At 69.3% G+C, this 23,227-nt stretch carries 19 protein-coding genes and 1 tRNA gene; 6 read left to right on the forward strand and 14 right to left on the reverse strand.

The window, feature by feature from the left end; all coding sequences use genetic code 11:
- Nucleotides 1–3 precede the first annotated feature (3 nt).
- On the reverse strand, nt 4–858 hold the full coding sequence (locus tag DL519_RS47460; RefSeq protein WP_223839728.1) for a helix-turn-helix domain-containing protein: 855 nt from the start codon (nt 856–858) through the stop codon (nt 4–6).
- Between the two features lie 363 nt (nt 859–1,221).
- Here DL519_RS47460 and DL519_RS29955 point away from each other — a divergent pair, with 363 nt between their 5' ends.
- On the forward strand, nt 1,222–1,539 hold the full coding sequence (locus DL519_RS29955) for a hypothetical protein (protein ID WP_223839729.1): 318 nt from the start codon (nt 1,222–1,224) through the stop codon (nt 1,537–1,539).
- A 183-nt stretch (nt 1,540–1,722) separates the two neighbouring features.
- Here DL519_RS29955 and DL519_RS29960 read toward each other — a convergent pair whose 3' ends face one another.
- The 4 genes from DL519_RS29960 to DL519_RS29975 form a co-directional block, all read right to left on the reverse strand.
- Nucleotides 1,723–4,380 (reverse strand): HAD family hydrolase, encoded by a 2,658-nt coding sequence (locus DL519_RS29960; protein ID WP_190819755.1) that lies wholly within the window; start codon nt 4,378–4,380, stop codon nt 1,723–1,725.
- Nucleotides 4,381–4,741: 361 nt separating this feature from the next.
- Nucleotides 4,742–5,044 (reverse strand): hypothetical protein, encoded by a 303-nt coding sequence (locus tag DL519_RS29965; protein WP_190819757.1) that lies wholly within the window; start codon nt 5,042–5,044, stop codon nt 4,742–4,744.
- A gap of 144 nt (nt 5,045–5,188) precedes the next feature.
- Nucleotides 5,189–6,094, reverse strand: a complete 906-nt coding sequence (locus tag DL519_RS29970; RefSeq protein WP_223839730.1) for a phosphotransferase enzyme family protein — start codon at nt 6,092–6,094, stop codon at nt 5,189–5,191.
- Nucleotides 6,095–6,145: 51 nt separating this feature from the next.
- Complete coding sequence (locus tag DL519_RS29975; RefSeq protein WP_223839731.1) at nt 6,146–7,456, reverse strand: helix-turn-helix domain-containing protein; 1,311 nt, start codon at nt 7,454–7,456, stop codon at nt 6,146–6,148.
- 282 nt (nt 7,457–7,738) lie between these two features.
- On the opposite strand from DL519_RS29975, the gene DL519_RS29980 reads away from it, so the two are divergent.
- Both DL519_RS29980 and DL519_RS29985 read left to right on the forward strand, forming a co-directional pair.
- Nucleotides 7,739–7,984, forward strand: coding sequence for a hypothetical protein (locus DL519_RS29980; RefSeq protein ID WP_168585974.1), 246 nt, complete (start codon nt 7,739–7,741; stop codon nt 7,982–7,984).
- A gap of 13 nt (nt 7,985–7,997) precedes the next feature.
- Entirely contained in the window at nt 7,998–8,336 is a 339-nt protein-coding gene (locus tag DL519_RS29985; RefSeq protein ID WP_190819760.1) for a hypothetical protein, read from the forward strand.
- A gap of 827 nt (nt 8,337–9,163) precedes the next feature.
- Here DL519_RS29985 and DL519_RS29990 read toward each other — a convergent pair.
- Complete coding sequence (locus DL519_RS29990) at nt 9,164–12,643, reverse strand: L-tyrosine/L-tryptophan isonitrile synthase family protein (RefSeq protein ID WP_223839732.1); 3,480 nt, start codon at nt 12,641–12,643, stop codon at nt 9,164–9,166.
- A gap of 536 nt (nt 12,644–13,179) precedes the next feature.
- Here DL519_RS29990 and DL519_RS29995 point away from each other — a divergent pair.
- Nucleotides 13,180–13,758: a TetR family transcriptional regulator gene (locus tag DL519_RS29995; protein ID WP_187764803.1), complete on the forward strand. Its 579-nt coding sequence runs from the start codon at nt 13,180–13,182 to the stop codon at nt 13,756–13,758.
- Here the strand turns inward: DL519_RS29995 and DL519_RS30000 are convergent.
- A complete protein-coding gene (locus tag DL519_RS30000; RefSeq protein ID WP_190819762.1) occupies nt 13,728–14,906 on the reverse strand; it encodes an amino acid deaminase/aldolase in 1,179 nt (392 codons plus the stop codon). The genes DL519_RS29995 and DL519_RS30000 overlap by 31 nt on opposite strands.
- Before the next feature lie 89 nt (nt 14,907–14,995).
- Here DL519_RS30000 and DL519_RS30005 point away from each other — a divergent pair, with 89 nt between their 5' ends.
- Entirely contained in the window at nt 14,996–16,306 is a 1,311-nt protein-coding gene (locus DL519_RS30005) for a D-arabinono-1,4-lactone oxidase (protein WP_190819764.1), read from the forward strand.
- A 52-nt stretch (nt 16,307–16,358) separates the two neighbouring features.
- On the opposite strand, the gene DL519_RS30010 is transcribed toward DL519_RS30005, so the two are convergent.
- From DL519_RS30010 to DL519_RS30040, 7 genes are all read right to left on the reverse strand, one after another.
- Nucleotides 16,359–17,015 (reverse strand): SDR family oxidoreductase, encoded by a 657-nt coding sequence (locus tag DL519_RS30010; protein WP_190819766.1) that lies wholly within the window; start codon nt 17,013–17,015, stop codon nt 16,359–16,361.
- A 202-nt stretch (nt 17,016–17,217) separates the two neighbouring features.
- The gene (locus tag DL519_RS30015) at nt 17,218–17,850 is read right to left on the reverse strand and encodes a hypothetical protein (RefSeq protein ID WP_190819768.1); all 633 of its coding nucleotides are present in this window, start codon (nt 17,848–17,850) and stop codon (nt 17,218–17,220) included.
- Nucleotides 17,851–18,134: 284 nt separating this feature from the next.
- The gene (locus DL519_RS30020; RefSeq protein ID WP_190819770.1) at nt 18,135–18,923 is read right to left on the reverse strand and encodes an IclR family transcriptional regulator; all 789 of its coding nucleotides are present in this window, start codon (nt 18,921–18,923) and stop codon (nt 18,135–18,137) included.
- Nucleotides 18,924–19,156: 233 nt separating this feature from the next.
- Nucleotides 19,157–19,924 carry a 3-oxoadipate enol-lactonase gene (gene pcaD, locus DL519_RS30025; protein WP_190819772.1) on the reverse strand — a complete coding sequence of 256 codons (768 nt, stop codon included), beginning with the start codon at nt 19,922–19,924 and terminating at the stop codon, nt 19,157–19,159.
- A gap of 31 nt (nt 19,925–19,955) precedes the next feature.
- Nucleotides 19,956–20,402 (reverse strand): HD domain-containing protein, encoded by a 447-nt coding sequence (locus DL519_RS30030; RefSeq protein WP_223839733.1) that lies wholly within the window; start codon nt 20,400–20,402, stop codon nt 19,956–19,958.
- A gap of 39 nt (nt 20,403–20,441) precedes the next feature.
- A complete protein-coding gene (locus DL519_RS30035) occupies nt 20,442–20,909 on the reverse strand; it encodes a DUF1772 domain-containing protein (protein WP_223839734.1) in 468 nt (155 codons plus the stop codon).
- Between the two features lie 582 nt (nt 20,910–21,491).
- Nucleotides 21,492–21,574, reverse strand: a tRNA-Leu gene (locus DL519_RS30040).
- 209 nt (nt 21,575–21,783) lie between these two features.
- Here DL519_RS30040 and DL519_RS30045 point away from each other — a divergent pair.
- Nucleotides 21,784–23,220: a DUF3662 and FHA domain-containing protein gene (locus tag DL519_RS30045; RefSeq protein WP_190819776.1), complete on the forward strand. Its 1,437-nt coding sequence runs from the start codon at nt 21,784–21,786 to the stop codon at nt 23,218–23,220.
- Nucleotides 23,221–23,227: the final 7 nt, after the last annotated feature.

Raw genomic sequence — 23,227 nt, forward strand, 5'->3', positions numbered from 1 at the left:
GTATTACTCCTTCGCGCATGAGGCTTGTTCCTGAGCGATGCTACGCAGCAGCTCGACAGATTTGTTCTCTGGAAGAGCTCTGGCCTGCAACGATGCGAACAGACGCGCCAACTCGGCCACGTCCCGAATATCGTCGATGACATGCCCGCCAAGCGGCGTGTCGCTGAAGGCAACGTCGCAGTGGCCGGGATCCGGAAACCGCAGCACCAAAATCGGCCCGTGAAGCCCCTCGTGCGCGCCGGCGCCGAACGGCAACACCTGGAGCCGAACGTTAGGACGCCGAGTGAGCTTGTCAATGCGCTCCAACTGATTGGCCATCACGACCCGTGAGCCGATAACACGCCGCAGTGCTTCCTCTGCAATCACAACGTGAAGCGTCAGGCCACTACTTTCGCTCAGTCGCTCCTGCCGTTTCAGGCGAACATCGACCCAGTGTTGAAGCTCGGCGTCCGTAAGCGCCAGGCGTCCCACTTCGTGGATGGCACGCGCGTACTCCTCGGTTTGCAGCAGTCCTGGAACCACGCCCAGCTCGAAGTGGAAGATCTCGCTTGCCTCGGCCTCGAATCCGACGAACGGAGCGAGGTACGACGGCAACTTGTAGCTCTGCCACCAGCCGCGCTGACCACTCTCCCGCCGTAGCTGCTGAAGCTGTTCGGCCACGTTCTCCGGCGTTCTGTAGAGCTTGAGAAGCGCATCGAGATCCTTCGAAGACACCCTGGAGTGCCCGCGCTCCCAATGCCCGACCGTTGCTCGCGACCTCTCCAGGTGCGCCGCTGCTTCGTCCAAGGACAAGCCCGCTTCGGTCCGCAGCTGCCGGAGCTGCCGGCCCAGGTGGATTTGCCGTGCGGTTCCTGCCATGCGCCCAGCTTCGCACGGAATAGCGAACGGCCAAGATCACCCGTTTAGGCATCTCGACTTTGTTACCGGGTAACTATTACCGTCTAACTTAGAGTCGCTGATCGGCGACTCGAAGTAGCAACGATCGGGGCCCGACATGACACAGCCACAGCCGCGCTACTACTGGCTTCCTGCCGTAGACGAGTCGAGCCGCTACGGAATGGTCCGTCACGCCTTCCCCGGAAGACGCCTAGATGCGGGCGCAAACGGCGAGTCGTTCTGCGGCAAGCTCTTTGGTCTCGCTACACCCTCCGAAGTGGACTAAATCCACGCCCCGTCGTGCCAAGAGTGCAACTCGCTGCTGAAAGCGCTGAAGGGATGACCATGATTGCTTGGATCATCACCGCTGGTACCGCCGCTGTCCTGCTCACCATCTGGCCGATGTACCGCAGCTACTTCTACCGACCCCAGCACGCCGGAAGCGGCGAAGGTGCGTTGACCGTGAGGTACCTGGTCGCACGGATCAACACCGAAACCACCAATGGCGGCCGACACCGCCTGCGCGAACCCCCAGCGGGTTGCAAGGACTCGGCGGAGACGCTCCTTGTCAGCGAAACCCGGCCGCCAACCACCGACCACGACAGCTTCACGCGTCGTTCCGAGATCCTGAGCCGGATACTCGCCGGGCTCGAACGCCTGTAGACCCGGTCCGGCTGCCGTGCCCCCGACGGGCAGCCGGACCGCTCCACTCGACCGAGCGCTGCGCCGTCTCCTTCCGCAGAGCAGCCGAACCCGCGGGCAGGTAGTCCCCTCCCCAATGCCTGCCCGCTGCCACGCCCCGCAGTCCGCCCCCGGCTGCGGGGCGCTGCTCTGCCCGCACCTCGGTTACTTGGAGCGCAGCCGGATCCGGTCGATGACCGCGGGGTCGAGGCGGCCGGCTCGGGTCAGGGCTCGGGGTGAGGCCATGAACCACGGTTGACGGCGGTCGCCCGGCCCGTGGACCGGCCGGAATCCCTGGTCTGCCAGCGAGATCGCGTAGTCGACCGAGACCTCGTGCTGGGCGTTCAGGGTCGCCGTGCCGTGCCAGGGCATCACGCCGGAGCCGCCGAGGGGGACGAAGCGCAGCCTCCCCGGGGCCGGGCGGATCGACAGGCTCAGCCGCACGCAGTTCTCCCGCCACAGCACCGAATAGTCAAGTTCCTCGTCGACGTGCTTGTTCGCGAGATAGATGATCGTTTCGCGCCAGGCCAGCGCGAGCAGGTCGCCGCGGGCTCGGCGGATCCCGAGCGGGGCCGCCGGATCGGTCAGGTCGAACGGGTCCGCGTAGATCCGCTGCGACCACGCGAACGGATCGCCGCCGGGGAAGGGCACGTCCACGGCCTGCAGCACGGAGCGGAACAGCTCGACGAATCGCGGTTGGCCGGGGCGGGCCGGATCTCGGTCGTCGGCCGCCGCCAGCGCCGACCGCGGGTTTCGGCGGATGTCGAGACCCGCGAACGCCGCGGTGTACCTGTCGCGGTGCTTCGCCAGCAGTTCCGGTCGCTGCGCCCGGTCGCCGCAGAGCGGGTGCGCGTCGGCTGCGGTGTCGAAGTCCTCTACGGTCACCACGTCCTGGGCTCCGGCGAGTTCCACCTGCTGCGCGAACTGCTCGTGATACCCGGCGTACCGGTGCGGTTCGCGGAACCTGAAGTGGCTGGCATCGGTGAGCGCCCGCACCTCCATCCCCGGCGGGTGCACCTGCCGGACGGCCGCGTCGAGTTCCCGCAGCCGGATCAGCATCGCGAGCTCGGAGAGGTCCGGCAGCCCGCCGAGCGCCTTCAGCCGCGAACCGTCCTGCTTCAGCGACGGCCCCACCATGACGAACCGGATGCGATCACCGGCCTCGATCGAGGCGAGCACGTCCCGTTCGGCCGCCGCGAGCGGATAAGCCGACCTCGCGGCGCCGAACGGTTTCGCCGTGATGACCTGCCACACTGCGCGGGCAAGCCCCACCGGACCCGGATCCATCCCGGCGCCGACCTGCTTGCCGAGCCGCTGCCCGCTCGCCAGCGCGGTGGCCGCCAGCGACGCGACGATCCGCGCCTGCTCCTCCTCGGTCAGTTCCACGCCGTGCGACCAGATCGTGGGGCGGGTGCTGAGGTCCCCGATCCGCAGCCCGCCGAGCGACGTCGCATGCGACAACTGCGCGTTGCGGCCGTGCCCGCGCCCCACCGGGATCGGATGCGGCAGGGATTCGAAGGTTGCGATGCCATCGGCGGTTCGGCCCACACCGTCCACAGTGAACTCGGGCGGGCGCACCGCGACCACGACGGCAGCTGGGAACGCCGCTTGCAGCGCACGGCGATTGGCGGCCGAGTCATCGAAGGCCGCGACGAGCTCGTGCCCCGGCATGTCGTGCAGCGCCGCGACCTTCTGGTCCGCGACCGGCCCGTCATCGGTGGTGCGCAGGTCGAGGTGGCCGAGTCCGTGGCGGGCCAGGACTTCTCCGGTGGCGGCCCGCATCCGGTGCCGGCGACCGGTCAACCAGACGACCCGGCCACCGGCTTGCTCCAGATCCCGGACGAATCGGACCAGTCCCGGCGCCAGACCATCGGTCAGCAGCGCCGCCCGGTCCCACGCGACGTTGCGGCGGTACTCCGGGTACAGCGCGTCCCAATCGAGTTCGGGATAACGCTCCAACAAGCCGTTGCGCACCAAAAACGGCCGCCAGCCCGGTTGGTACAGCCCGGGCAGCACATCGAGCTGCGCGGCAAGCTCCTCGATGCCGTGCGCTTCGCCCAGCCGGCGCAACGCATCGCGGACCCGATGCTTCGAGTGCAGCGCACAGAAGTCGAGGTCCACGGCGACCAACGGACGCGCCAGGCCGGGCTCGCGCCGGCACCGCACGCTTCGTTCCCTGACCAGCCGGACGACCCGGCTGAGGATCTCGTGCTGTTCCGCAGCGACGGCATGCACGAAGCGGCGCCACGGATGATCACCGGCGAAAGCGGCCGCAGTCTCCTCGGAGAGGTTGCGCAGTTCCTGGGCGATGACGGCGTCGAAGGCAGCGCGAACCTGCTCGTCGCCGGTGACGAGCGCGCAAGCGGCGGCCAGCTCGTCCAACTGCTCGTCCAACGCGACGATCGCGTCCGCCACTCCCGGAACCGCCGACCGCGCGCTGCGGATCCCGGCGAGCACGATCCGCCCGGTGGCCGCCGACTCCGAGTCGAGTTCGACACCAATCTCGCCGACCGGCAGACAACCCTTCGCCAGCAGCCCGCGGAAGGTGATCAGCAACGGCCGGACCACGAACTCGGCTAGGTGGTCCGGCGCTCCCCAGTCCGTCGGCCTGCCCTCCACCAGCCGTTTCAACGACAGCACATCACCGGGGAAACCGCTGCTCGCCAAATCACCCAGACTGACCGCATTCCGCGCCACCGGTAGCGTTCTCAGCTCCCGATGCGCGCCTGCCGCGGACGCCACCACGCAGTACAGGCGCAGCAGCGGGTCGTCGTCCAGCAATCCAGGCTGCTCCGACCGGCCATCCGGACCGCGCAAAACCATCTCCAATCGATCTCTCCGCCGCTTGCTGCACGAATCCGCCGAGAAAACGTCGAAGCAGAACCCGCCCGCGCCCCATCCGCTCATCCGGCCGACGAGTTCTCTTCAATCCCAGAAACTGCGCACCCGAACACCCGCGAGGTCCTACCGGACGACCTCGCGAGCGAAAAATGGGAATGCGGCGGCAAATTCCGCAATACGCCCCAGCGGCCCCACTTCTCCACGCAGCGGCCGCCACCGGCGCGAACGCCGAATTCACCCCGACCGAACGGCCCCCCGCAGATCGTCGAAACCCCAGCTCAACAGGCACACCGGCAGCCAGACACGGCCGCGGCCGAATGATGGCGCGCCGGTCGCCGAGTGGTCACTCGCCGTCGGCGAGCTGCACGAGCGGAACGCAGCAGTCCCCACCCAAGCGCTGCAACGCGAGCTGGCCGCGGCACTCCAACTGGCGCCAGGTGATCCAACCCGCGGCGTAATGCCGATACGCCTGGGCGAGCAACACCAGCTCCGCCAAATGGTCGGCGTGGCGGATCCTGAGTTCCTCGGGCAACCGGGGCAACGATGCGACCTGGCTGTCCACCACGTCGTCGAGCACCTGGGCGGCGCGTAACGCGCGCGTCCGGCGCCAGCGCGGCTTCCGCAGTAAGAACTTCGCGTTCCTCATCGACAGCCCGTCCCATAGCAAAGCACCGATGCACCAGTTCGCCCGTATGATTTACTCCTTCGACCGAAGGTGCGTCACCAGAAACTGTCAAACGGCTTCGGCAATCGACCCAAGATCGCCCGTTCGGCCTAGCAGTTGACCGGATCAGCTGTACGGCACCCATTGCGTGGCGAGATCTCCGTCCCTGATCGTGCGCAACCGCTGGTGCAGTTGCTCGCGAACCCCGGGATTGCTGCGAAGGATCGGGAGCACCCCGGTGGTGATCTTCAATTCGCGCAGTTCGCGCAGCACGGAAAAGCCTTCCCAGCGCGTGATGTCGAAGCCGTAGGCCCGGGCCAGGTCGTCGTGCCAGGACGGCGGGTGCCCCATCCGCAGCCGACCCACCGCGATCGGGGTCAGGTCCCACTCCGGCGGCCCGATGCACAGCGAATCCAGGTCGCACAGCAGCGGACCATCCGCGCCGCCGATCACGTTGCCCAGGTGCGCATCCGCGTGGATCACGCTGCGCGACAACGGGAAGCGCAGCGTTGCCAGCCGTTCTTCCAACGCGTCGCAGCGCTGCTCCAGGAACCGGTGATCGGCCGGATCGACGTCGACCGCATCGGTCAACCGGCGCCGGATGTCCGCCATCGGCTGCCAGTCCAGGAAAGTCGGTGATGCCGGCTTCGAATGCATCTGGCGCAGCAGTTCGCCGAGGTCCGCGCCGCTGGGCATCGGGCCGGACTCCGGCACGTACTGCCAGAGGGTCGCCAGGTGTTCGCCCACCTGGACCGGCTGCTCGACGCCCGGCAGCAGGCGCACGGCGGGAATCCCGTGCACCGCCAGCCAACGCGCGGCTTCCACGGCGTTGAAAGCTCGATAGGTGAAGGACGGGGAAAGGACCAAGCGGACGACGACTTGCTGGTCGCGGAGCAGAAAAACCCCGTTGTTGACGATTCGGATCAAACGCGCGCTGGTCGAATCGAGGCCGACGGCAGCGCAGATTTCGGTCAGTGCCAGATCCAGCTCAGGCGGAACGCACCGACTCTCTTCCACTGGTTGTGTCTTCATGCTCATCGTTTCAAGCCGACGGCACCGGCACGGCTGCCCGGCGTGGCCCGATCACACCCGGCGGAACCGCCGGACCGCCTCGAACAGGTCGCGGACATCGGAATTCATCCGGTGCTTGCCGGCCTCCAGCTCCAGCGGCCTGAGCCGGTCGGCGACGCGCGCGGACTTGACCCGCTCGCCGGCCGCCAGCGCCCGCCGCCCGACCTTGACGCCCTCCTGCAGGTCGCCGGCCCGGATGTGGTTGGTGGCCTGCAGGCTCAGGCCGAAGACGTGGGTGCGCGCCATGTCCGCGCCGTAGGCCTCGTTGCACTTGATGGTCTCGGCGACGGCGATCGAGGCGTGCTTTTTCGGCTCGAAGACGGCCAGCGCGTCGTGCGCGGAGCCGATCATGCCGTGCAGGTCGTTCTCGGTGAAGAAGCGCACCCAGTCCGGCGTCTGGTCGGCGCGGGCGCGGGCGAACTCGTCCTTCGTGCGGCCCACCATTTTCTGCACCTGCTCGGGCTTGTTCAACATGCCGTAGGCCCAGGCCTCGTTGGCGCACAGCACGGCCACGGTCAGCGCGGAACCGGACTCCTGCGCGGCGATCTGGCCCAGCTGGAACAGCTTCAGCGCCTCGTTGGGCTCCTCGTAGTGCAGGTAGACGCGGCCCATCCGGTACAGCACGCTGGCCACCAGGCCGTCGTCGTCGGCCTGCTTCGCGAACTCCAGCGCCTTGCCGAAATGCCCGCGAGCGGGGTCGAGCAGGCCCACGTCGAACGAGGTCCAACCGGCCAGGCTGTGCATGTCCGCCAGGGCCACGTAGAGCTGCTTGCGCACGGGATCGGCGGCGCTGGACTCGAGCAGCTGCTGCGCCCAGGACAGCTGGGCGACGACGGCGTCCCGGCAGGTCCCACCGCCGTAGCGGTAGTCGAGATCGCGCAACGCCTTGGTCGCGGCGTGGATCTGCTGCACGTCGGTCATGCCGATGCGTGCCGGTGCCGGCGTCTGCGCGCTGGCGGGCAACCAGGAACTGGTCTCGGTGCCGAAAACGGCCGCGCCCATGGTCACCGCTGCGGCGTGGGACAGGAACTTCCTGCGCTTCACCGACTCGTCCTCCTCAGCGTCAGGGGCGTTAGCCGCCTGCGCGACCCGCATAGCGGTCGCCCCGTCGTAGGCGAGGCCCATGTAGCCCCGCGGGATACCCAGCCCATCAGCGATCCGGGCAAGCAGGTCATAGGCCATGACCTGCCGCCCCTTGAGGATCTCGGACACCTCGGACTGCGACTGCCCCGTCGTGGCCGCGATCTGCCGCTGCGAAACGCCGTGCCGGCGCAGTTGCCGGTAGATCTCGCTGACGTCCCGTCGAGCCAGCGCATCCCGCATCTCCCGCTCGTTCCAAACGTCGGGTGTAACGGGAGAGCCGCCAGAACCGATGATGTTCATTTAGACCCCCTGACGCTCTGCTCGGGCGTTGGTCGCAGAGTAAGGGCACTGCTGCATCCCGGTGAAGCGCATATCGGTAGAGGTGATCGGCGGCGGTGAAGTCCACCGACCGCTCGTCGTTGCCATTGGCCCGGTTATCGACGCACCCCTAGGCGCGAGGACCCGTCCCGTTCCAATCTAGTCAGCACAGGCAAACCGAGCACGAACGGGAACGGTGACGAGATGCGGGACGCACAGGGCGGGAACGGCCAGTCGGCCGAGTTCCCCACCGCGCCCGCGGACCGGCGTCGTTGGTGGCGAGTGGACTGCCGAGACGTGGCGAACTCGCACCGGTTCCTGGACGTGCTGGTAAACCGGGACAGGGTGGTGCTCGTCGGGCCGCCCGGCCATTCCGCGGCGTTGTCAGCCTACGGCCTCGGCCAGTTGTCGGACGCGCTGCGGGATGCCGCTGTGCAGGCGAGAAAGTGACGGTGACGTTTCGGTGGACGAGATCCTGGGACCGGTGCTGCGCAGTGCGGTGCGGGAGCGGCTCGATGTGCTGACCGAGCTCGCGAACTGCGCGGACGCCCCTTCCCTGCTCTCCGTGGCGCGTTCCGAACTTCCCCGGCTGACCGAGGGGTGGCGAACGCTGCTCACCGCGCACGACGCCGACGAGAAGGGCAACTGCCCGGAGTGCTCGAGCCGCTGGCGCCCGCAGAAAGCACCGTGCTCGGTGTGGCGCACGGCCTACGAGCACCTGGTAGCAGGGGCCTTGGCACCCCGTCCCGCACGGCACCTGCGTCCGGCGCACGCGCTGCGCCCGGTGGCGCCGGTGCCGTAAGCAGGCGGACTTGGCCCCGGAGAGCATTACCTCCTCCCCGATCCGGGTTGCCGAGCAACCGCCAGGCGGCGGCCGGTGAACGTGCGGTCGTGATTCCCCGACCTCGGCCGACGTTCACCGGCCGCCGCCGCGAAAAACTCCACATCGGACCGGCTGGACACCAGCGCGGTCGCCCAAAGTTCCGCGGGCCGGTGCTGACGCACTCCCCTCCCCCCGACCGGCGCCGGTCCGCGGACTCCAACCACTCCGGCAAACCGTTTCCCCGGACGGAGCCGGAGTCTGGAAAGGCCCTGGAGCTCGATTCCCCGACCGAGCCCAGGGCCTTTCCATATTTTTGGGGGCACGTGGTCGGCTTACGTAGCGATGCGGGTAGCGGCCCCCCTGCGGGAATTACAGACGCCGCCTGGACTCCGGGATCCCCGATTTATGTATGCCCACTGCGGACGCGGAAAGAGAACACACCTCCGTCCTTGCTCGACTACCGAGCCGCGGCACCGTTTCTTCTGGTCAGAACCCGCGAATGGGTTGGGTGCCATAGCGGCTGTTTTGGAATGTGCTGGCTGGAGCGAACGGACCGTTCGCGCCGCCTACGAAAGCGAACAGGCCGTTCGCTTCACCCCACCAGCCCGGGGTCTGTGTCGGGGTGAGTGGAGCGAACGGACCGTTCGCGCCGCCTATCGAAGCGAACAGGCCGTTCGCTTCACCCCACCAGCCCGGGAGAACCGGATCGCTCCCGCTTGAGCTGCCACCGGAACCTCCAGGCAGTACCAGTTCCCACACAGTCTCCGCAGCATCGAAAAGCACTCCCGGGCTGAGCTTCGGGAGGGCTACTTCCGGCGGAGGCGGGCTCTGGTTGCGAAGTCCTGGTCCAGCCGGATTCCCGGTGGCGTCGCCGCTCCTCTTTGGGCCGGTACCGCGACACCCGGGGCTTCCGCCAGGTGGGTGTGCTGCGCCGGCACCATCAGCCACGGTTGGCGGGAGCCGAGCAGCGGCGAGTACACCGGCACGAATCCCTGGTCCAGCAGCGAGATCGCGAAGTCGACCGCCACGTAGCCGCGGGTGTCGAGCACGCCGGTGCCCTGCCACGGCAGCAGGCCCGATCCGCCGAGGTAGGTGAACCCGAGGCAGCCCTTGCGGACCGCGCTGAGGGTCAGCCGCACGCGGTTCGGGAACATCCGCTCGTAGCCGAACTCCTCGTCCGCCTGCATCGTCGCCATGTAGCGGAGCACCGTGTGCCACGCCCGGCGAAGCACCGTGCAGCGCGCCTGCCGCACCTCGCCCGACACGCTCTGGTCGGTCACGTTGTAGATGTCCGCGTAGACCGCGGTGGACCACTCCAGCCGGTCCGTGCCGGGCGGCACCACGACCGGCACCGAATACACCAGCGACATCAGGATTTCCCGGAACAGCCCGATGACGTGCGGCGCGAACTCGTCCATCGCGGCGGTGCGCGAATGCACCTGCTCCAGGGTCCGCAGCGGGTTGTCGGTGATGTCGAAGTGCCGCAACGAGTCGGCGAGCAGTCGGCGGTAACCGGCGATCCGGGTGGCGCGCACGGCCGGGAGCCCGGGGCCCAGCCGCCGCTCCGCGACCTCGTCGATCTCCTCGACGGTGGTCCGGTCGCCGATGCCGACCAGGTCGATGTACTCGCGCAGTTTCCGCTGGTAGGCGTCGGTGATCGCGTGCGGCCGGCTGCGGAAGTGCCTGCCGTCGGTGAGGATGTTGAAGTGCAGGCCGGGCGCGTGCACCGCGCTGACCGCCCGCTGGAGCTCTCGCAGCCGCGCCATCGCGCCGAGTTCGGCGAAGTCCGGCAGCGGGCCGCCCGCCTTCAGCCGGTTCAGGCACTGCTTGACCGGGAAGCCGAGCAGCACCACCTCGATGGGTTCGCCCCGGCGCACGAACGGTTCGGCGTCCCGCCGCAGGTCGGCCGGCTGGTAGTTGGACCGCGATCCCTTGATGAACTGTTTGCGGGTGAACACCTGGTGCAGCGCCGCCAGGACCTGCTCCGGCGCGCTGCGCTCGTCGATGCCGAACTTCGCGACCGCGCTGCGCCCGGTCCGCGCCGCCGCCCGGTCCACGTCGGCGAGCACCGAATCCACAATGGACCGCGATTCCCGGTCGGTGAGGTGCACCGCCCACTGCTGCGCCAAGCGGTTTTTGCGCAGTGCACCGATCTGCAGCTCTTCCAGCGAATGCGTGTTGGACAGGCGCGGACCGCTGCGCGCCCCGAGGCGGGGCGTGGTCTCGAAGGTGGCGATCACGGCCGTGGTGTCGGCCACCGGCTGGTCCGGGAGGCGTTCGGCGGCCAGGCCGGGGATCTCGACGGCGACCGGGATGGCCCCGCCGAACTCCTTGGTCACGGCGATGCGGTTCGCCAGCTCGTCGTCGAAGACCGCCACGACGTCGACGTCGCCGAGCTCTCGGAGCTTCTCCACCTTCAGCTCGGAACGCGGGCACCCGCCGTCCTCGGGCAGGCACAGCAGCGTCGCGTGCAGCACCCCGCCGGCGGCGAGCGCCTCCTCGGTGTGCTCGCGGAACCGCTCGCGACGCACGGTGCAGAACACCACCCGCCCGCCGGCGTCCTGCACGTCCCAGACGAACCGGGCGAGCCCGGCGTTCGCGCTGTCGGTGCGCAGCCTTTCCCGCGGCCTGGCCACGAAAGCGCGCGTGAAGTCGGCACGCACCTCGTCCCAGTCCACCGACGGGTAGCGGTCGCGCAGGCCGCTGAGCTCCACGAAGTTCCGCCAGGTAGCAGCGGCGTGGGTCGGCAGCACCGGGAGCGTGCCGGGGCCGGCCAGCTCCAGGATGCCGTCCGGCGCACCAGGGCGCGGGCCCGAAACCGACCGCGCGGCGTCCAGGATCCGCTGCAGCGGCACGAGTCCGCACAGGTCCACGTCGATCACGACGGTCGGCTGCGGCAACCGGTCGTCCCAGCGGCGTTGCTGGGTGCGCTGCTGGACCCGGTCCAGCACCGATTTCAGCACCGCGTCCTGGGTTTCCGGCACGGTGTGGATGTAGCACTGCAGCGGTTGCTCGCCGGAGAGCAGTTCCGCGGTGCTCGGTGCCAGGAAGCGCAGTTCCTCGGTGATCACCCGGTCGACGGCCCGCCGCACCCGGCTCTCCCGCCGCCCGGAATCGAGTCGGCTGAACCCGGCGCCGAGCTCGTCGAGGGTCTCGACCAGCGCAAGCGCTCCCGCCGCGACCTCGGCGCGGGTCGGCTCGTGGCTCACCCGCAGGTAGTCGGTCACCACGATCCGGCCGGTGGCCTGCAGTTCCGGGGAGAGCTCGAAGGCGACCCCGGCCCCGCCCAGGGCGAACAGCCCGACCCCGTGCGAGTCGAGGGCGAGCCGGAAGGTGCGAAGCAGCGGGCGGACGAAGTGCTCCAGGAAGTAGTCGAGTTCGTCCTCGCGCCGCTCGAAGCGGTTGTCCAGCACCACGCGCAGCAGTCCCGGCGTGCCGTCGCCGGCTGGGTGCAGCAGCGTGGCAAGGTCCGCCGCGATGGTGCCGCCCGGGTGTGTGGGATGCGCCGGCGCGGGCTCGGCGATGCGGGTCAGGGCGGCCGAACCGGTGGCGGTGTCCACCACGGCGGCCGGCACCGGCTGGGTGGCGCAGTGCATCCGCAGGTCGGGGTCGGATTCCACAATGGACGAGATCCGTTCCCAGCCGCGGAGCTGGCGCTGGGCGCGCTCGCGGGATCCGACGGCTCGCAGCTCAACGATGCGCGCCGGACCGCTGACCGTGATCCGCTCCGCGGGAAACGGCACGCTGCGGTTCGGGCCGAGCACCGCGGCGAGGCAGTCCTCGGCGAGCTGCCGCCGCTCCGAGGTCAGCAGGTCGACGCGGTCGCCGGGCAGCAGGACCGATCCGCCGGTGCCGACGTCCGAGGCCAGCGACCGGGTCAGCCGGTGCAGCCAGGCCGGGTCGAAGACGCGACGGGTGCGGCGCAACCGGACCAGGGCGCGGTAGAGATCGGACCAGTTCGGTTCGGCGCCCAGCGGCAACCCGGCACCGGCACCGAAGCCGCTGAGCCGCAGCGTGCCCTGCGCCGACCGCTCGACCCGCAGGCCGTAGCCGCCGTCGGAGAGCAGCGCGTTCGCGTCCGCGATGGTCAACGGGTGCCACAGGCCGGGGGCGGGCGGGGCGGCCGCCGCGACCGTGCGGGGCGGCCCCGCCGGGGCCGCGAGCTCCGGGGTCAGCCGCGCGGTCACGTGGCTGCGGTGCGCTTCGCACGGGTGGCAGCCGAACAGACAGGGGTGCCGGCGGCACGGGCGCCACAGCACCCGCTTCTTCCCCCAGTCGATGTCCACCTGGAAAGCACAGCACGAGGCACGGCGGGAAAATGAGGGGCGGCCGGGCAGTAACCCACGATGACCTTTCTGTCACTGAAAATGACGACTCGAATCACACTAGATAGCGAACTTGCGCGCTGACAACATGACTCAATGCATATGACAACGATGTAACGTAACCGGAGCCACAGGTCAGAGCCGCGCCTCGGAACCCTCGAATGACCAGACACCGGGGTTCGGTCAAGGCGTCTACAGGGAAACCACCCGATCGACTGATACCGTCCCCGGCATGTCCGGAGCGCAACACCGCCCGCGGGCCGGGAAACTGTGGACATCGCTGGCGCCGGGCGAAACCCTCGCCCCACGTCGGTGAACCAGACCGCCGAGTCGAGCTCGGCACCATCTGCCCAGGGCTCCCTCCCCTGAAAGAGAATCATGGTCGTGGTCGGCAAGATGGTCATTTAGAACTTGATCAAGGAGTTGCCTTGCCTGCCGAAGTAGCCCCGCTGCGCCGAAAGCCGGTCCAGCAGCGCAGTGCACAACGTGTGGAGAAGATGCTCTCGGCGTGTGCCGAGCTGATCGACGAGGTGGGCTATGACGGGTTGACAACCACTCTCATCGCCGAGCGCGCCGGCGTGGCGGTCGGATCGCTCTACCAGTTCTTCCCCGACAAGCGCGCCGTCGTCCAGGAACTAACGCTGCGCAACCTCGACCGCTTCGTGCGCACCGTGTCCGCGCGGTTCGACCAGCTGGAGCTGGAGCACTGGTGGGACGCGGTGGACGCGGTCTTCGACGTCTACCTGACGATGCACCGCGAAGTCCCGGCGTTCAGCCGGCTGCACTTCGGCGACGTGGTCGACCTGCGGCTGCTGGACCCCAGCAAGGACAACAACGCGGTGATCGCCGAGAAGCTCACCGGGCTGATCGGCGAGGAGTTCGGGCTCGCCCCGGCGGACCTGCTGCTTCCACTGGCGGTCGCGGTCGAGGCGGCGGACGCGGTGCTGCACCTGGCGTTCCGGCGCGACCCGGCCGGGGAGCCCACGCTCGTCGCGGAGGCGAAGGAACTGGTGCGCGGCTACCTGTCGAACCGGATGCCCGCGGATCAGCCGAAGGACTTGCCCTCGCCCCGGTAGGTCGGCGCGGTGCCGGTCAGCCGGTCGGCCGCCACCAGGTGGTAGTGGGTGAACCGCTCGGCTAGCTCGCCCGCCTTGGCATGCCGGAACCAGACCCGGTCGCCGAGCCGGAGCCGCCGGGCCGCGTCGCCGGCCACGGGGGTCTGCACCTCGCCGGTGCCCTCGGTCGCGAGCAACTGGAGGCCGGCCGGCCAGTGTGGCGTCGGCACCCGGTCCGCGCCGGGCGGCCCGGAAGCGAGGTAGCCACCGCCGAACACCGTCGCGATGCGCGCGGCGGGGCGGTGCACGACGGGTAGCGCGTAGAGGACCGCCGGGCGGGGGCGGAAGGCGCGGTAGCCGTCGAATAGCGTCGGGCCGATCAGCCCGGAGCCGGCTGCCACCTCGGTGACGGCGCGTTCCGCGGCGGTGCCCTCCAGGCTGCCGGTGCCACCGCCGTTGACGTACTCCAGGGGCGCCAGCGCGCGCACCGCCCGCACCACCTCGGCCCGGCGTTCGGCCAGTTCGGCGGCCGAACGGCGCTGCATCCAGCGCAGCACGGCGGCCTTCAGCGGCCGGCCGGGCGGCGCGTCGCCGAGCCCGGCGATCTGGCCTTCGTACGCCATCAGCCCGACCAGGCGAAAACCCTTGCGGCGCACCACGGATTCGGCGAGTCGCCGGGCCTGCGCGGCGGTGTGCACCGGGGAGCGCCGGGTGCCGAGGTGCAGGCCGGGCAGCGGCCGCCAGGACGCGTCGATTTCGAGGCAGAGCCGGATCTTGGGCCGGGCGGAGCCGGTGGCGGCGTCGATGAGGTCGAGGTGGTCGACGGAGTCGACCATGAGCGCGATCGACGCGGCGGCCGCCGGGTCGGCCGCGAGCTCGCGAAGCGCCGAGCGGTCGGCGGTCGGGTAGGCGACGAGGGCGTCGTCGCTCAGGCCTTCGCGGTGCAGCCAGAGCGCTTCGGCCAGGGTGTAGCACATCAGCCCGGCGAAGCCGGGGGTGCGCAGCACCCGTTGCAGGAGGTCGCGGCAGCGCACCGACTTGGTGGCCACCCGGATCGGCCGCCCGGCGGCACGGCGCGCCAGGTCGGCCGCGTTGCTGTCGAACGCGTCGAGGTCGGCCACCGCGAAGGGCGGGTCGAGCTCCCTGGTGATCTCTTCGAACCGGCGCACGGCGACAACAGTAGGCCGAAAACTCTTGTTATGTGAATCTCATTCACATAATTTCTCCGTGACGGCACCCAAAGGAGGGAGGGTTGGCGATGCAGCGTTGGACCAACTGGGCGGGCACTGCCACCGCCACACCCAGCGCGCTGGTGACGCCGCGCGACACCGAAGAGGCCGCTGCGGCGATCCGCGCCGCAGCACGCGACGGCGGCACAGTCCGCCCGCTGGGCACCGGCCACTCGTTCTCCGGCATCGGCTCGCCGGACACCGGCTGCGCCCTGGACCTCTCGCACTGGTCCGGGATCGTGCAGGCCGACCCGCACAGCGGGCTAATCAAGGTGCGCGCCGGCACGCCCCTGAGCCGGCTCAACGCCGAACTCGACGGGCTCGGCCTGGCGATGGCGAACCTCGGCGACATCGACCGGCAGACCATCGCCGGGGCGATCTCCACCGGCACCCACGGCACCGGCGCCGGGCTGGGCGGGCTGGCGACGCAGGTCGAGGAGCTGGAACTGCTGCTCGCGGACGGCACCGAGCGGCGCTGCTGCGCCGAGGAGAACCCGGAGCTGTTCGCCGCCGCCCGCGTCGGGCTCGGCGCGCTCGGGGTGATCACGACCGTGACGTTGCGCTGCGTGCCCGCGTTCGCGCTGGTCGCCGACGAACGACCCGTCCGCCTGGATGACGTGCTGGACCGCTTCGACCAGCTCACCACCGACAACGACCACGTCGAGTTCTACTGGTTCCCGCACGCCTCGAACACGCTGGTCAAACGGAACAACCGGCTCCCCGCCGAGGAATCACCGCGGCCGCTGCACCCGCTCCGGCACTTCCTGGAGTACGAGGTGGTGGAGAACCGGCTGTTCGGCACGATCTGCCGGCTGGGGCGCGCGGTACCCGCGTCGGTACGACCGCTCAACCGGCTCTGCGCCTCGACCTGGTCCGCGCGTTCCTACAGCGATCGTTCGCACCGGGTCTTCACGACGCAGCGGACCGTCCGGTTCGTCGAATCCGAGTACGCCGTGCCACGGGAGGCGCTGCGGGACGTGCTCGGGGAACTGCGCGCCGCGGTCGGGCGGCTCGCCGACCCGGTGATGTTCCCGGTGGAGGTGCGGGTCGCGGCGGCCGACGACGTGTGGCTGTCGACCGCCTACCAGCGCCCGTCGGCCTACATCGCGATCCACCAGTTCCAGGGGATGCCGCACCGGCGCTGGTTCGACGCCTTCGAGGACATCGCCGGCGCGGCGGGCGGGCGACCGCACTGGGGCAAGATGCACCGCCTCGACGCCTCGTCATTGCGCGAGCGCTACCCGCGCTTCGACGACTTCCGCCGGGTGCGCGCCGAGGTCGACCCCGACGGCGTCTTCCGCAACCCGTACCTCGATCGCGTCCTCGGCCCCTGTGGATAACTCACGATTTCGGTGGAAACCGGCGTGTCGCTCTCCACCGAAATCCCGGCCGTCAGACCAGCGCGACGCGGAGGGCTTCGGGGATCGGGATTTCGCCATTGACGAGCTCCAGGGCTCGCCGGGACGCGGCCGGCTCGTCGAGCAGGGCGAGCAGCACGGCGGCGACGTCGGCGCGGGTCACCTCGGCCCGGCCGACCGACTCGGCCAGCGTCACGCGACCGGTGGGCGGATCGTCGGTCAGCCTCCCCGGCCGCAGGATCGTCCAGTCCAGATCCCGCGACCGCAAGTCCTCCTCGGCAGCTCGCTTGGCGTCCAGGTACGCGCCGAACACCGGGTCCACACCGGGCGGGTTCGGCCGCGTCGTACCCATCGAACTCACTTGCAGGAAACGACGAATCTCCGCCCTCTCGCACGCGTCCGCGAGCAGCGCCGAGGCGGCGCGGTCCACAGTGTCCTTGCGCGGCGCGCCGCTTCCGGGACCGGCTCCGGCGGCGAACACAGCAGCGTCCACACCGGACAGCAGGGCGGCAAGCTGGGCGGCGTCGACCTGCTCCAGATCGGCCAGCTGCGGCTCGACGCCGTCGGCGCGGAGGCCCTCGGCGTGGTCCGGGTTCCTGATCAGTCCGAGCACGGCATCGCCGCGCTCGACGAGCATCGCCCCCAGGTGTCGCGCGATCTTCCCGTGGGCTCCGGCAATCACGATTCGCATGCCATCCAACGTAGGACAACGCGCGGTTCCAGGCCGCCCGCACAGCCTGTGGACAACTAGCCACATCCTGTGGACAACTGGGGCGGGACGCCTCTGCGGTTCCCCCTGTGGCGCGGCTGCCAAGCCGTCGGTCGTGAGTGCGTAGTCGAGTGGCGCGCCCGATTACGCACTCACGACCAGACCCCAGGGGCTGGCTCGTGGGTCAGCTGCGGGACGGGGTGGGGGCCTCCGTCGCGAGCAGCTGCTGGTAGACGACCTCGTTCACCCAGCGGGACACCGCGGTGTGCTCCACCGGCGGCGCGTCGTCGAAGCACCGCCCGACCAGCTCCACCTGCACGTCGTCGCCGTTGGCGCTGAGCACCGCGATGCCGAACTGGCGGGCGCGGATCAGGCAGGCGGAAACGAAGTCGGGGGCCACGGCCACGTTGCGCGGCACCACGATCGCGGAGCTGACGAACCGGGCGAACGGCACCGCGGCGGTCAACGCGCTGCGCCAGTGCCGGGCCGGGGCGAGCACACCGGTGATCCGGGCGGCGGGCGGCGGCACCCGCCCGTCCATCTCGGGCCACACCCAGGTGGCGATCTCAGCTCGGTCCAACACCGGCCCGCTGCCGAAGCACAGCCGCTCGGCGTGCGCGTCGGGGAGCAGGTCGGCGGTCGCGATGATCTGCCGACCGAGCAGCTTCACGGGCGGCAGCACGCTGCCCGCCCACCCCAACGTGTCCACCGTCCGCTGGGCGAGCCGACCCATGGAGGATGCGAGCCCCAGCGGGGACCGGAGTTGCGTCGTCGAGCAGGCTTGGAGCTCGTCCTCGGTCCAGGCACGTCCCGGCATTCCGCCTCCCTCATGCACTGCGCTTGCACTCCGCGGCCACCGACAACGAGGCCACTGCTGACTTAAACAGCTCGGAGCTGGTTTTGCGCTGCTCAACAGGGTTCCTGCGACCGGCGGCGGGCATCGGTCGGTGACTGGTCGATGAATGACATCGGGACTTCAGCCCTGCGATGCGGCCATTCAGGTGAACCGGTACGGCACATGGCGTTCAGGTTTTCCCAACCAGCAGAACCGAATTTCGCCACCTTCACAAAACGACCGCCCGCCGGGCGGCGGGCGGGACGTCAGTGCGACAGCAGGTCGAGGTTGGCCCGATCCTGCTCGACGAGCCGCTGGCGGATCGCTTCCGCGGCAGGCAGCAGCGGCTTCACCAGCTTCGAGGCCTCGGCGCGAACGCTGTGCGCCACTACCCCGAGCGCCGCGACGACTACTCCGTTGGCGTCATGCACCGGCACCGCGACGGAGCAGTTCCCGAGCGTCATCTCCTCGTTGGCCTGCGCGAAGCCACGACTGCGCACGGTCTGCAGCTCGCGCCCCAGGCGACCGGGTTCGGTGATGGTGTACGCGGTGAACCGGGACAGCCCGCGCTCGCAGTACTGGTGCATCACGACGCTCGGGGCGTGCGCCAGGAGCACCTTGCCGACGCTGGTCGAGTGCAGCGGCAGTCGGCCGCCGATGCGCGAGATGATCGGCACGGCGCGCGGCGATGTGAGCTTCTCGACGTACACGACCTCCATCCCGTCGCGTACCGCGAGGTGGACGTTGTCGTGGGTGCTCTGGCACAGGTCCTGCATGAACGGCAGGGCGATCTCGCGGAGTCGGCTGTTCACCGGCGCCAGCAGCCCGATCTCCCACAGCCGCAGGCCGATCATGTAGCGGCCTTCGCCGTCGCGCTCCAAGGCGCCCCACATCTCCAGCTCGCGGACCAGCCGGTGCGCGGTGGCCAGCGGGATCTCCGCGCGGCGGGCGATGGCGGTGAGGGTGAGCCGGACGTGTTCGATGTCGAAGGCGGTGAGGACGCTGAGCGCTCGCGCAGTGACCGACCGGCCAGGATCCCGGCTGTTGCCCGCCATCGCTTCCTCCCGTGCACGCGGTCCGAGACCGCGGGATCCCGGTCACCCGGCCCGAGCGGACTCCGGTTCCGCCCGCACCGACTCCAGTGTTCACCCGAACGACGGCTCAAGCCCAGCACAGTCCGCGGCTGTCGCCAAGACCGAGAAGCCGATCATCGAGGTCTGATCTGTCGGGGACGGCAGCCCCGTTCGCGATCCCGCAGCGAGAGGTGATGGTGATCACGAAATCTGGCTCAGTCGAGTCCGAGGAGCGCGGTGAACGCCTCCGCCTGCTCGACGTTGGCCAGGTGGGCGGCGTGCGGCAGCACTTCCAGCCGGGCGTTGGCGTCGATCCCGTCGACGATCGCGGCGCCGTGCTCCGGCGGCGTGGCGGGATCGTCGGCCCCGGCGACGACCAGCGTCGGCGCGGTGATGGCGGGCAGGTCGGCTCGCAGGTCAACGCGGCCGATCAGCTCCGAGCACAGCGCGTACGCCTCGTCGTCGGTGCTGGCGATCATCGCGGAGTAGACGGCGGTTTCGGCGTGCCACTCGCGGAAGTACGGGGTGAACCAGCGCTCGATGGTCGGCGAGACCAACTCGTTGGTCCCGTGCTCCCGAACCGCGGCGGCCCGGTCGAGCTCGACCTGCTCCTGCCCCAACCAGGCGGAACTGCAGCAGATGGTCAACCCTTCGATGCGCTCGCCGGCATGCGCCCCCAGCCACAACCCGATCATCCCGCCGAGCGAGGAGCCCATGAACGAGGCCCGCGGAACCTCCAGGTGGTCCAGCAACGCGAGCACGTCCGCACCGAGGTCGGCCAGGGTGTACGGGCCGGGAAGCACCGGCGATCGGCCGTGCCCGCGCTGGTTGTACCGGAGCACGTGATAAGCGCTGTTGAGGGCGTCGAGTTGCGGATCCCACATCTCCCAGGTGCAGCCGAGGGCGTTGGACAGCACCAGGACCGGAGCGTCGGCATGCCCGGTCTCCCGCCACTCCAAGCCGAGTTGTTCCCACCGAGTCACGCCGAAACCCCTCCGTCGTCGGCCGACCGGCTCACAGTCCCAGCAGTGCGCGCATCCGCGCGTACTTCCTGGTGAGCCGCTCCCGCGTCGCTTCGTCCAGCACGGCCAACCGCGCGGGGTCGGCGTTGTGCGCCAGGTCGGCCGCTTTCACCAGCAGCGCGCCCGGCGTCCCCAAGATCCGGGCGGCGTAGTCGGCGGGTTCTTCACCGGCCCGCTTGGTCACCGCCAGCACGATGTCCTTGGTCTCCGACGGGAGCGGAGCCCCCGACAACCAAGCCTCGGAAACGGCCCCGTCCTCGACGGCATCGTGCAACCAAGCAGCGGCGACCTGGGCCTCGCTCCCACCCCTGGCCCGCACCCCGGCGGCAACGGCGGCCAGGTGCTCGACGTAGGGCCGACCGGCCTTGTCGACCTGCCCACCATGAGCCCGAGCGGCAAGAGAAGCAACCTCGTCAAGCCCCAGAACCCGACCACCCACGACGAAACCGTACAACCCCGCGACCACCGAGGGCCCGGGTCAGAGCACCTCGACGACCAATGCCGTCAGGAGGCAACCGAAGGAGCCGTTAGCAGCGAATGCCCGAACCAGGTTCCACCGCACCCAACGCACCTCGAACCGAGCGCGCGCGGCGGCGGGGTCGGCACCTTCGCCGGCGGCGAGCTCGTTGTTCAACGGCACGTTCACGGCAGCGGTGACGACGAACATCGCCAGGTAGAGCAAGAATCCGGCAGCGCCCCACCCCGTGCCGGCCCCACCGCCGAACCACAGCAGCGCGGCGCCCAACCCGCTGACGACCAACCCGCCGAGGAACAGCGCCAAGAACAACCAGTTGACGATGGCCACATTGATGCGCTGCATCACATCGACGAAGGCCCGGTCCGCAACGCTCCGAAGCCCGGGCATGACGGCGTACCCGAACCCGGCGAACAACCCCGTCATCAACCCGGCGGCGACAACACCGGCGACCAAGACAGCGACGACCACCAGCCAGCCCCCTCCCACGAGATTCGCGCGAACCACGAAAAACCAACCACACCAACCCAGCGGAAACCCCGAAAACACCCAAACCGCAACCGAACCTGTTCGCTGTCCGCTGAAGAGAACCCGAGGAACAGCCGACCCCCGAACGCCGAAGGCGACCTTCGCCAAAACCAAAGAAGCCCAGAACCACCGCCGCCCCGAAACCACCAGGGACATAACTCACAAGCCCCGAGCGCCCCGGCAGAACCCCAGCCGGAACAAGGGAGAACGCCCCAAATCAGAGACACAAACCACAACAACCGACCAACAAGTCCAGCCCAGAGGAAGCACGCCACCAGCAACAACCAACCCGCAAGACCAGACCAGACCAGACCAGGGAAAACACAGCCACACAACCCACCACCCCGTCAGCAAAACCAGAGAAACGAACGGAGGCTGGTCGGTGAGCAGGCCGGGAACGCCCGAGAAGGCAAGGAGTCCGAGAGAAACGACCACCGCGCCGTGGGGGTCTGCGGGGGTCGGCCCCCGCAAAATAATAAGGAAGGGCCCTCCCGGCGAAGCATGAGCCGGGAGGGCCCTTCCGAGTGGGCGAGGAGGGAGTTGAACCCTCACGTCCTTTCGGACACACGGACCTGAACCGTGCGCGTCTGCCATTCCGCCACTCGCCCGTGGCTTGGCTGGAAGCTTACCCTGCTCTCTTCCGGCCCTTGGCACCGGAGTCACTTTCGCATCCGCTGCCCTGTTGGCGAGAAAAGATTAGCACGGCTGACGAGGGGGTTCGGCGGGGGGTTGGACGAGTTGGGAACAGGGCGGTGTCTCGGCCCGTTGGCCCAGATACGATGGTCGCCAGGAGTCGTACGCGTGGAGGGATTTTGCCGTGGGCCTCGTGCAGCGCTTTGAGCGCCGACTCGAAGGCATCGTCGGTAACGGCTTTGCGCGCGTTTTCGGCGGAAAGGTCGTCCCCCAGGAGGTCGCCCAGGCTCTGCAGCGAGAAGCCGAGCTGCAGGTCCGGGAGCTCGCCGGGGGGCGGATGCTCGCTTGTAACCACTACGTTGTGCAACTGAGCCCGTCCGATCACGATCGGCTCACCGACGATGAGGCCCGGGTTACTGACCTCCTCGCCGACTGCGTTCAGGAGCATCTCACCGAACAGGGGTGGGAAACATATGGTGACGTCGTAGTCTCCCTGGAGCGCTCTGAAACGCTGCACACGGGACAGTTTCGAATCAGCTCGACCGTCGACCCCGACGTGACTCGACGGCCGGCACAACCGCGTACCGCAGGAGACCGACCCATGAGCCAGCCACCAGGCCACTACCCCCAGGGAGATCCGTACAACCAGCAGGGGCAGTACGGCTACGACCAGGGTTACGGCCAAGGCCAAGGCCAAGGCCAAGGCCAAGGCCAAGGCCAAGGCCAAGGCCAAGGCCAAGGCCAAGACCCCAACTACGGCTACGGCCAGCAGCCGCAGCAACCTGGTTACGACCAGGGCGGTTACGGCCAGCAGCCGCCGGGTTATGACCAGGGCGGCTACGGCCAGCAGCCGCAGCAAGCCGGTTACGACCAGGGCTACGGCCAGCAGCAGCAGCCCGGCTACGACCAGGGCGGTTACGGCCAGCAGCCGCAGCAAGCCGGTTACGACCAGGGCTACGGCCAGCAGCAGCAGCCCGGCTACGACCAGGGCGGTTACGGCCAGCAGCCGCCGGGTTATGACCAGGGTTACGGCCAGCAGCCGCCGGGTTATGACCAGGGTTACGGCCAGCAGCCGCAGCAAGCCGGTTACGACCAGGGCTACGGCCAGCAGCAGCAGCCCGGCTACGACCAGGGCGGTTACGGCCAGCAGCCGCCGGGTTATGACCAGGGTTACGGCCAGCCCACCGGTTACGACCAGGGCGGCTACGGCCAGCAGCCGGGTGGGGCGTACCCGCAGTCCGGTGGCTTCCCGGACCAGGGCTACGGCCAGCAGCCCGGCGGCGCCTTCCCGCAGAGCGGCGGCTTCGCCGCGGGTGGCCCGCGCGCGCAGATGACCGCGACGCTGCACCTCGACGACGGTTCGAACCGGTCGTACACGCTGCAGCACGGCTCGAACATCATCGGCCGGGGTCAGGAGGGTCAGTTCCGCCTGCCGGACACCGGGGTCTCGCGCAAGCACATCGAGATCACCTGGGACGGCCAGAGCGCGATGTTGGCCGATCTCGGTTCGACCAATGGCACCACGGTGAACGGCACGCCGGTGCAGACTTGGCAGTTGGCAGACGGCGACGTGATCAGGGTGGGCCACTCGTCCCTGGTCTTCCGCGCTCAGCAGGCCTGAGACCGCG

This window comes from Saccharopolyspora pogona (genome assembly GCF_014697215.1).
GTDB lineage: Bacteria > Actinomycetota > Actinomycetes > Mycobacteriales > Pseudonocardiaceae > Saccharopolyspora > Saccharopolyspora hattusasensis.

Excerpts from the sequence above, each read along its gene's own strand:
- DL519_RS29955 (WP_223839729.1), top strand. The coding sequence starts at position 1,222 with ATGATTGCTTGGATCATCACCGCTGGTACCGCCGCTGTCCTGCTCACC.
- DL519_RS29975 (WP_223839731.1), bottom strand. The coding sequence starts at position 7,456 with ATGCGGGATGCGCTGGCTCGACGGGACGTCAGCGAGATCTACCGGCAA.
- DL519_RS30015 (WP_190819768.1), bottom strand. The coding sequence starts at position 17,850 with ATGCCGGGACGTGCCTGGACCGAGGACGAGCTCCAAGCCTGCTCGACG.
- DL519_RS29980 (WP_168585974.1), top strand. The coding sequence starts at position 7,739 with ATGCGGGACGCACAGGGCGGGAACGGCCAGTCGGCCGAGTTCCCCACC.
- DL519_RS30005 (WP_190819764.1), top strand. The coding sequence starts at position 14,996 with ATGCAGCGTTGGACCAACTGGGCGGGCACTGCCACCGCCACACCCAGC.
- DL519_RS47460 (WP_223839728.1), bottom strand. The coding sequence starts at position 858 with ATGGCAGGAACCGCACGGCAAATCCACCTGGGCCGGCAGCTCCGGCAG.
- DL519_RS30020 (WP_190819770.1), bottom strand. The coding sequence starts at position 18,923 with ATGGCGGGCAACAGCCGGGATCCTGGCCGGTCGGTCACTGCGCGAGCG.
- DL519_RS29995 (WP_187764803.1), top strand. The coding sequence starts at position 13,180 with ATGCTCTCGGCGTGTGCCGAGCTGATCGACGAGGTGGGCTATGACGGG.
- DL519_RS29970 (WP_223839730.1), bottom strand. The coding sequence starts at position 6,094 with ATGAAGACACAACCAGTGGAAGAGAGTCGGTGCGTTCCGCCTGAGCTG.
- DL519_RS29965 (WP_190819757.1), bottom strand. The coding sequence starts at position 5,044 with ATGAGGAACGCGAAGTTCTTACTGCGGAAGCCGCGCTGGCGCCGGACG.
- DL519_RS29960 (WP_190819755.1), bottom strand. The coding sequence starts at position 4,380 with ATGGTTTTGCGCGGTCCGGATGGCCGGTCGGAGCAGCCTGGATTGCTG.
- DL519_RS30010 (WP_190819766.1), bottom strand. The coding sequence starts at position 17,015 with ATGCGAATCGTGATTGCCGGAGCCCACGGGAAGATCGCGCGACACCTG.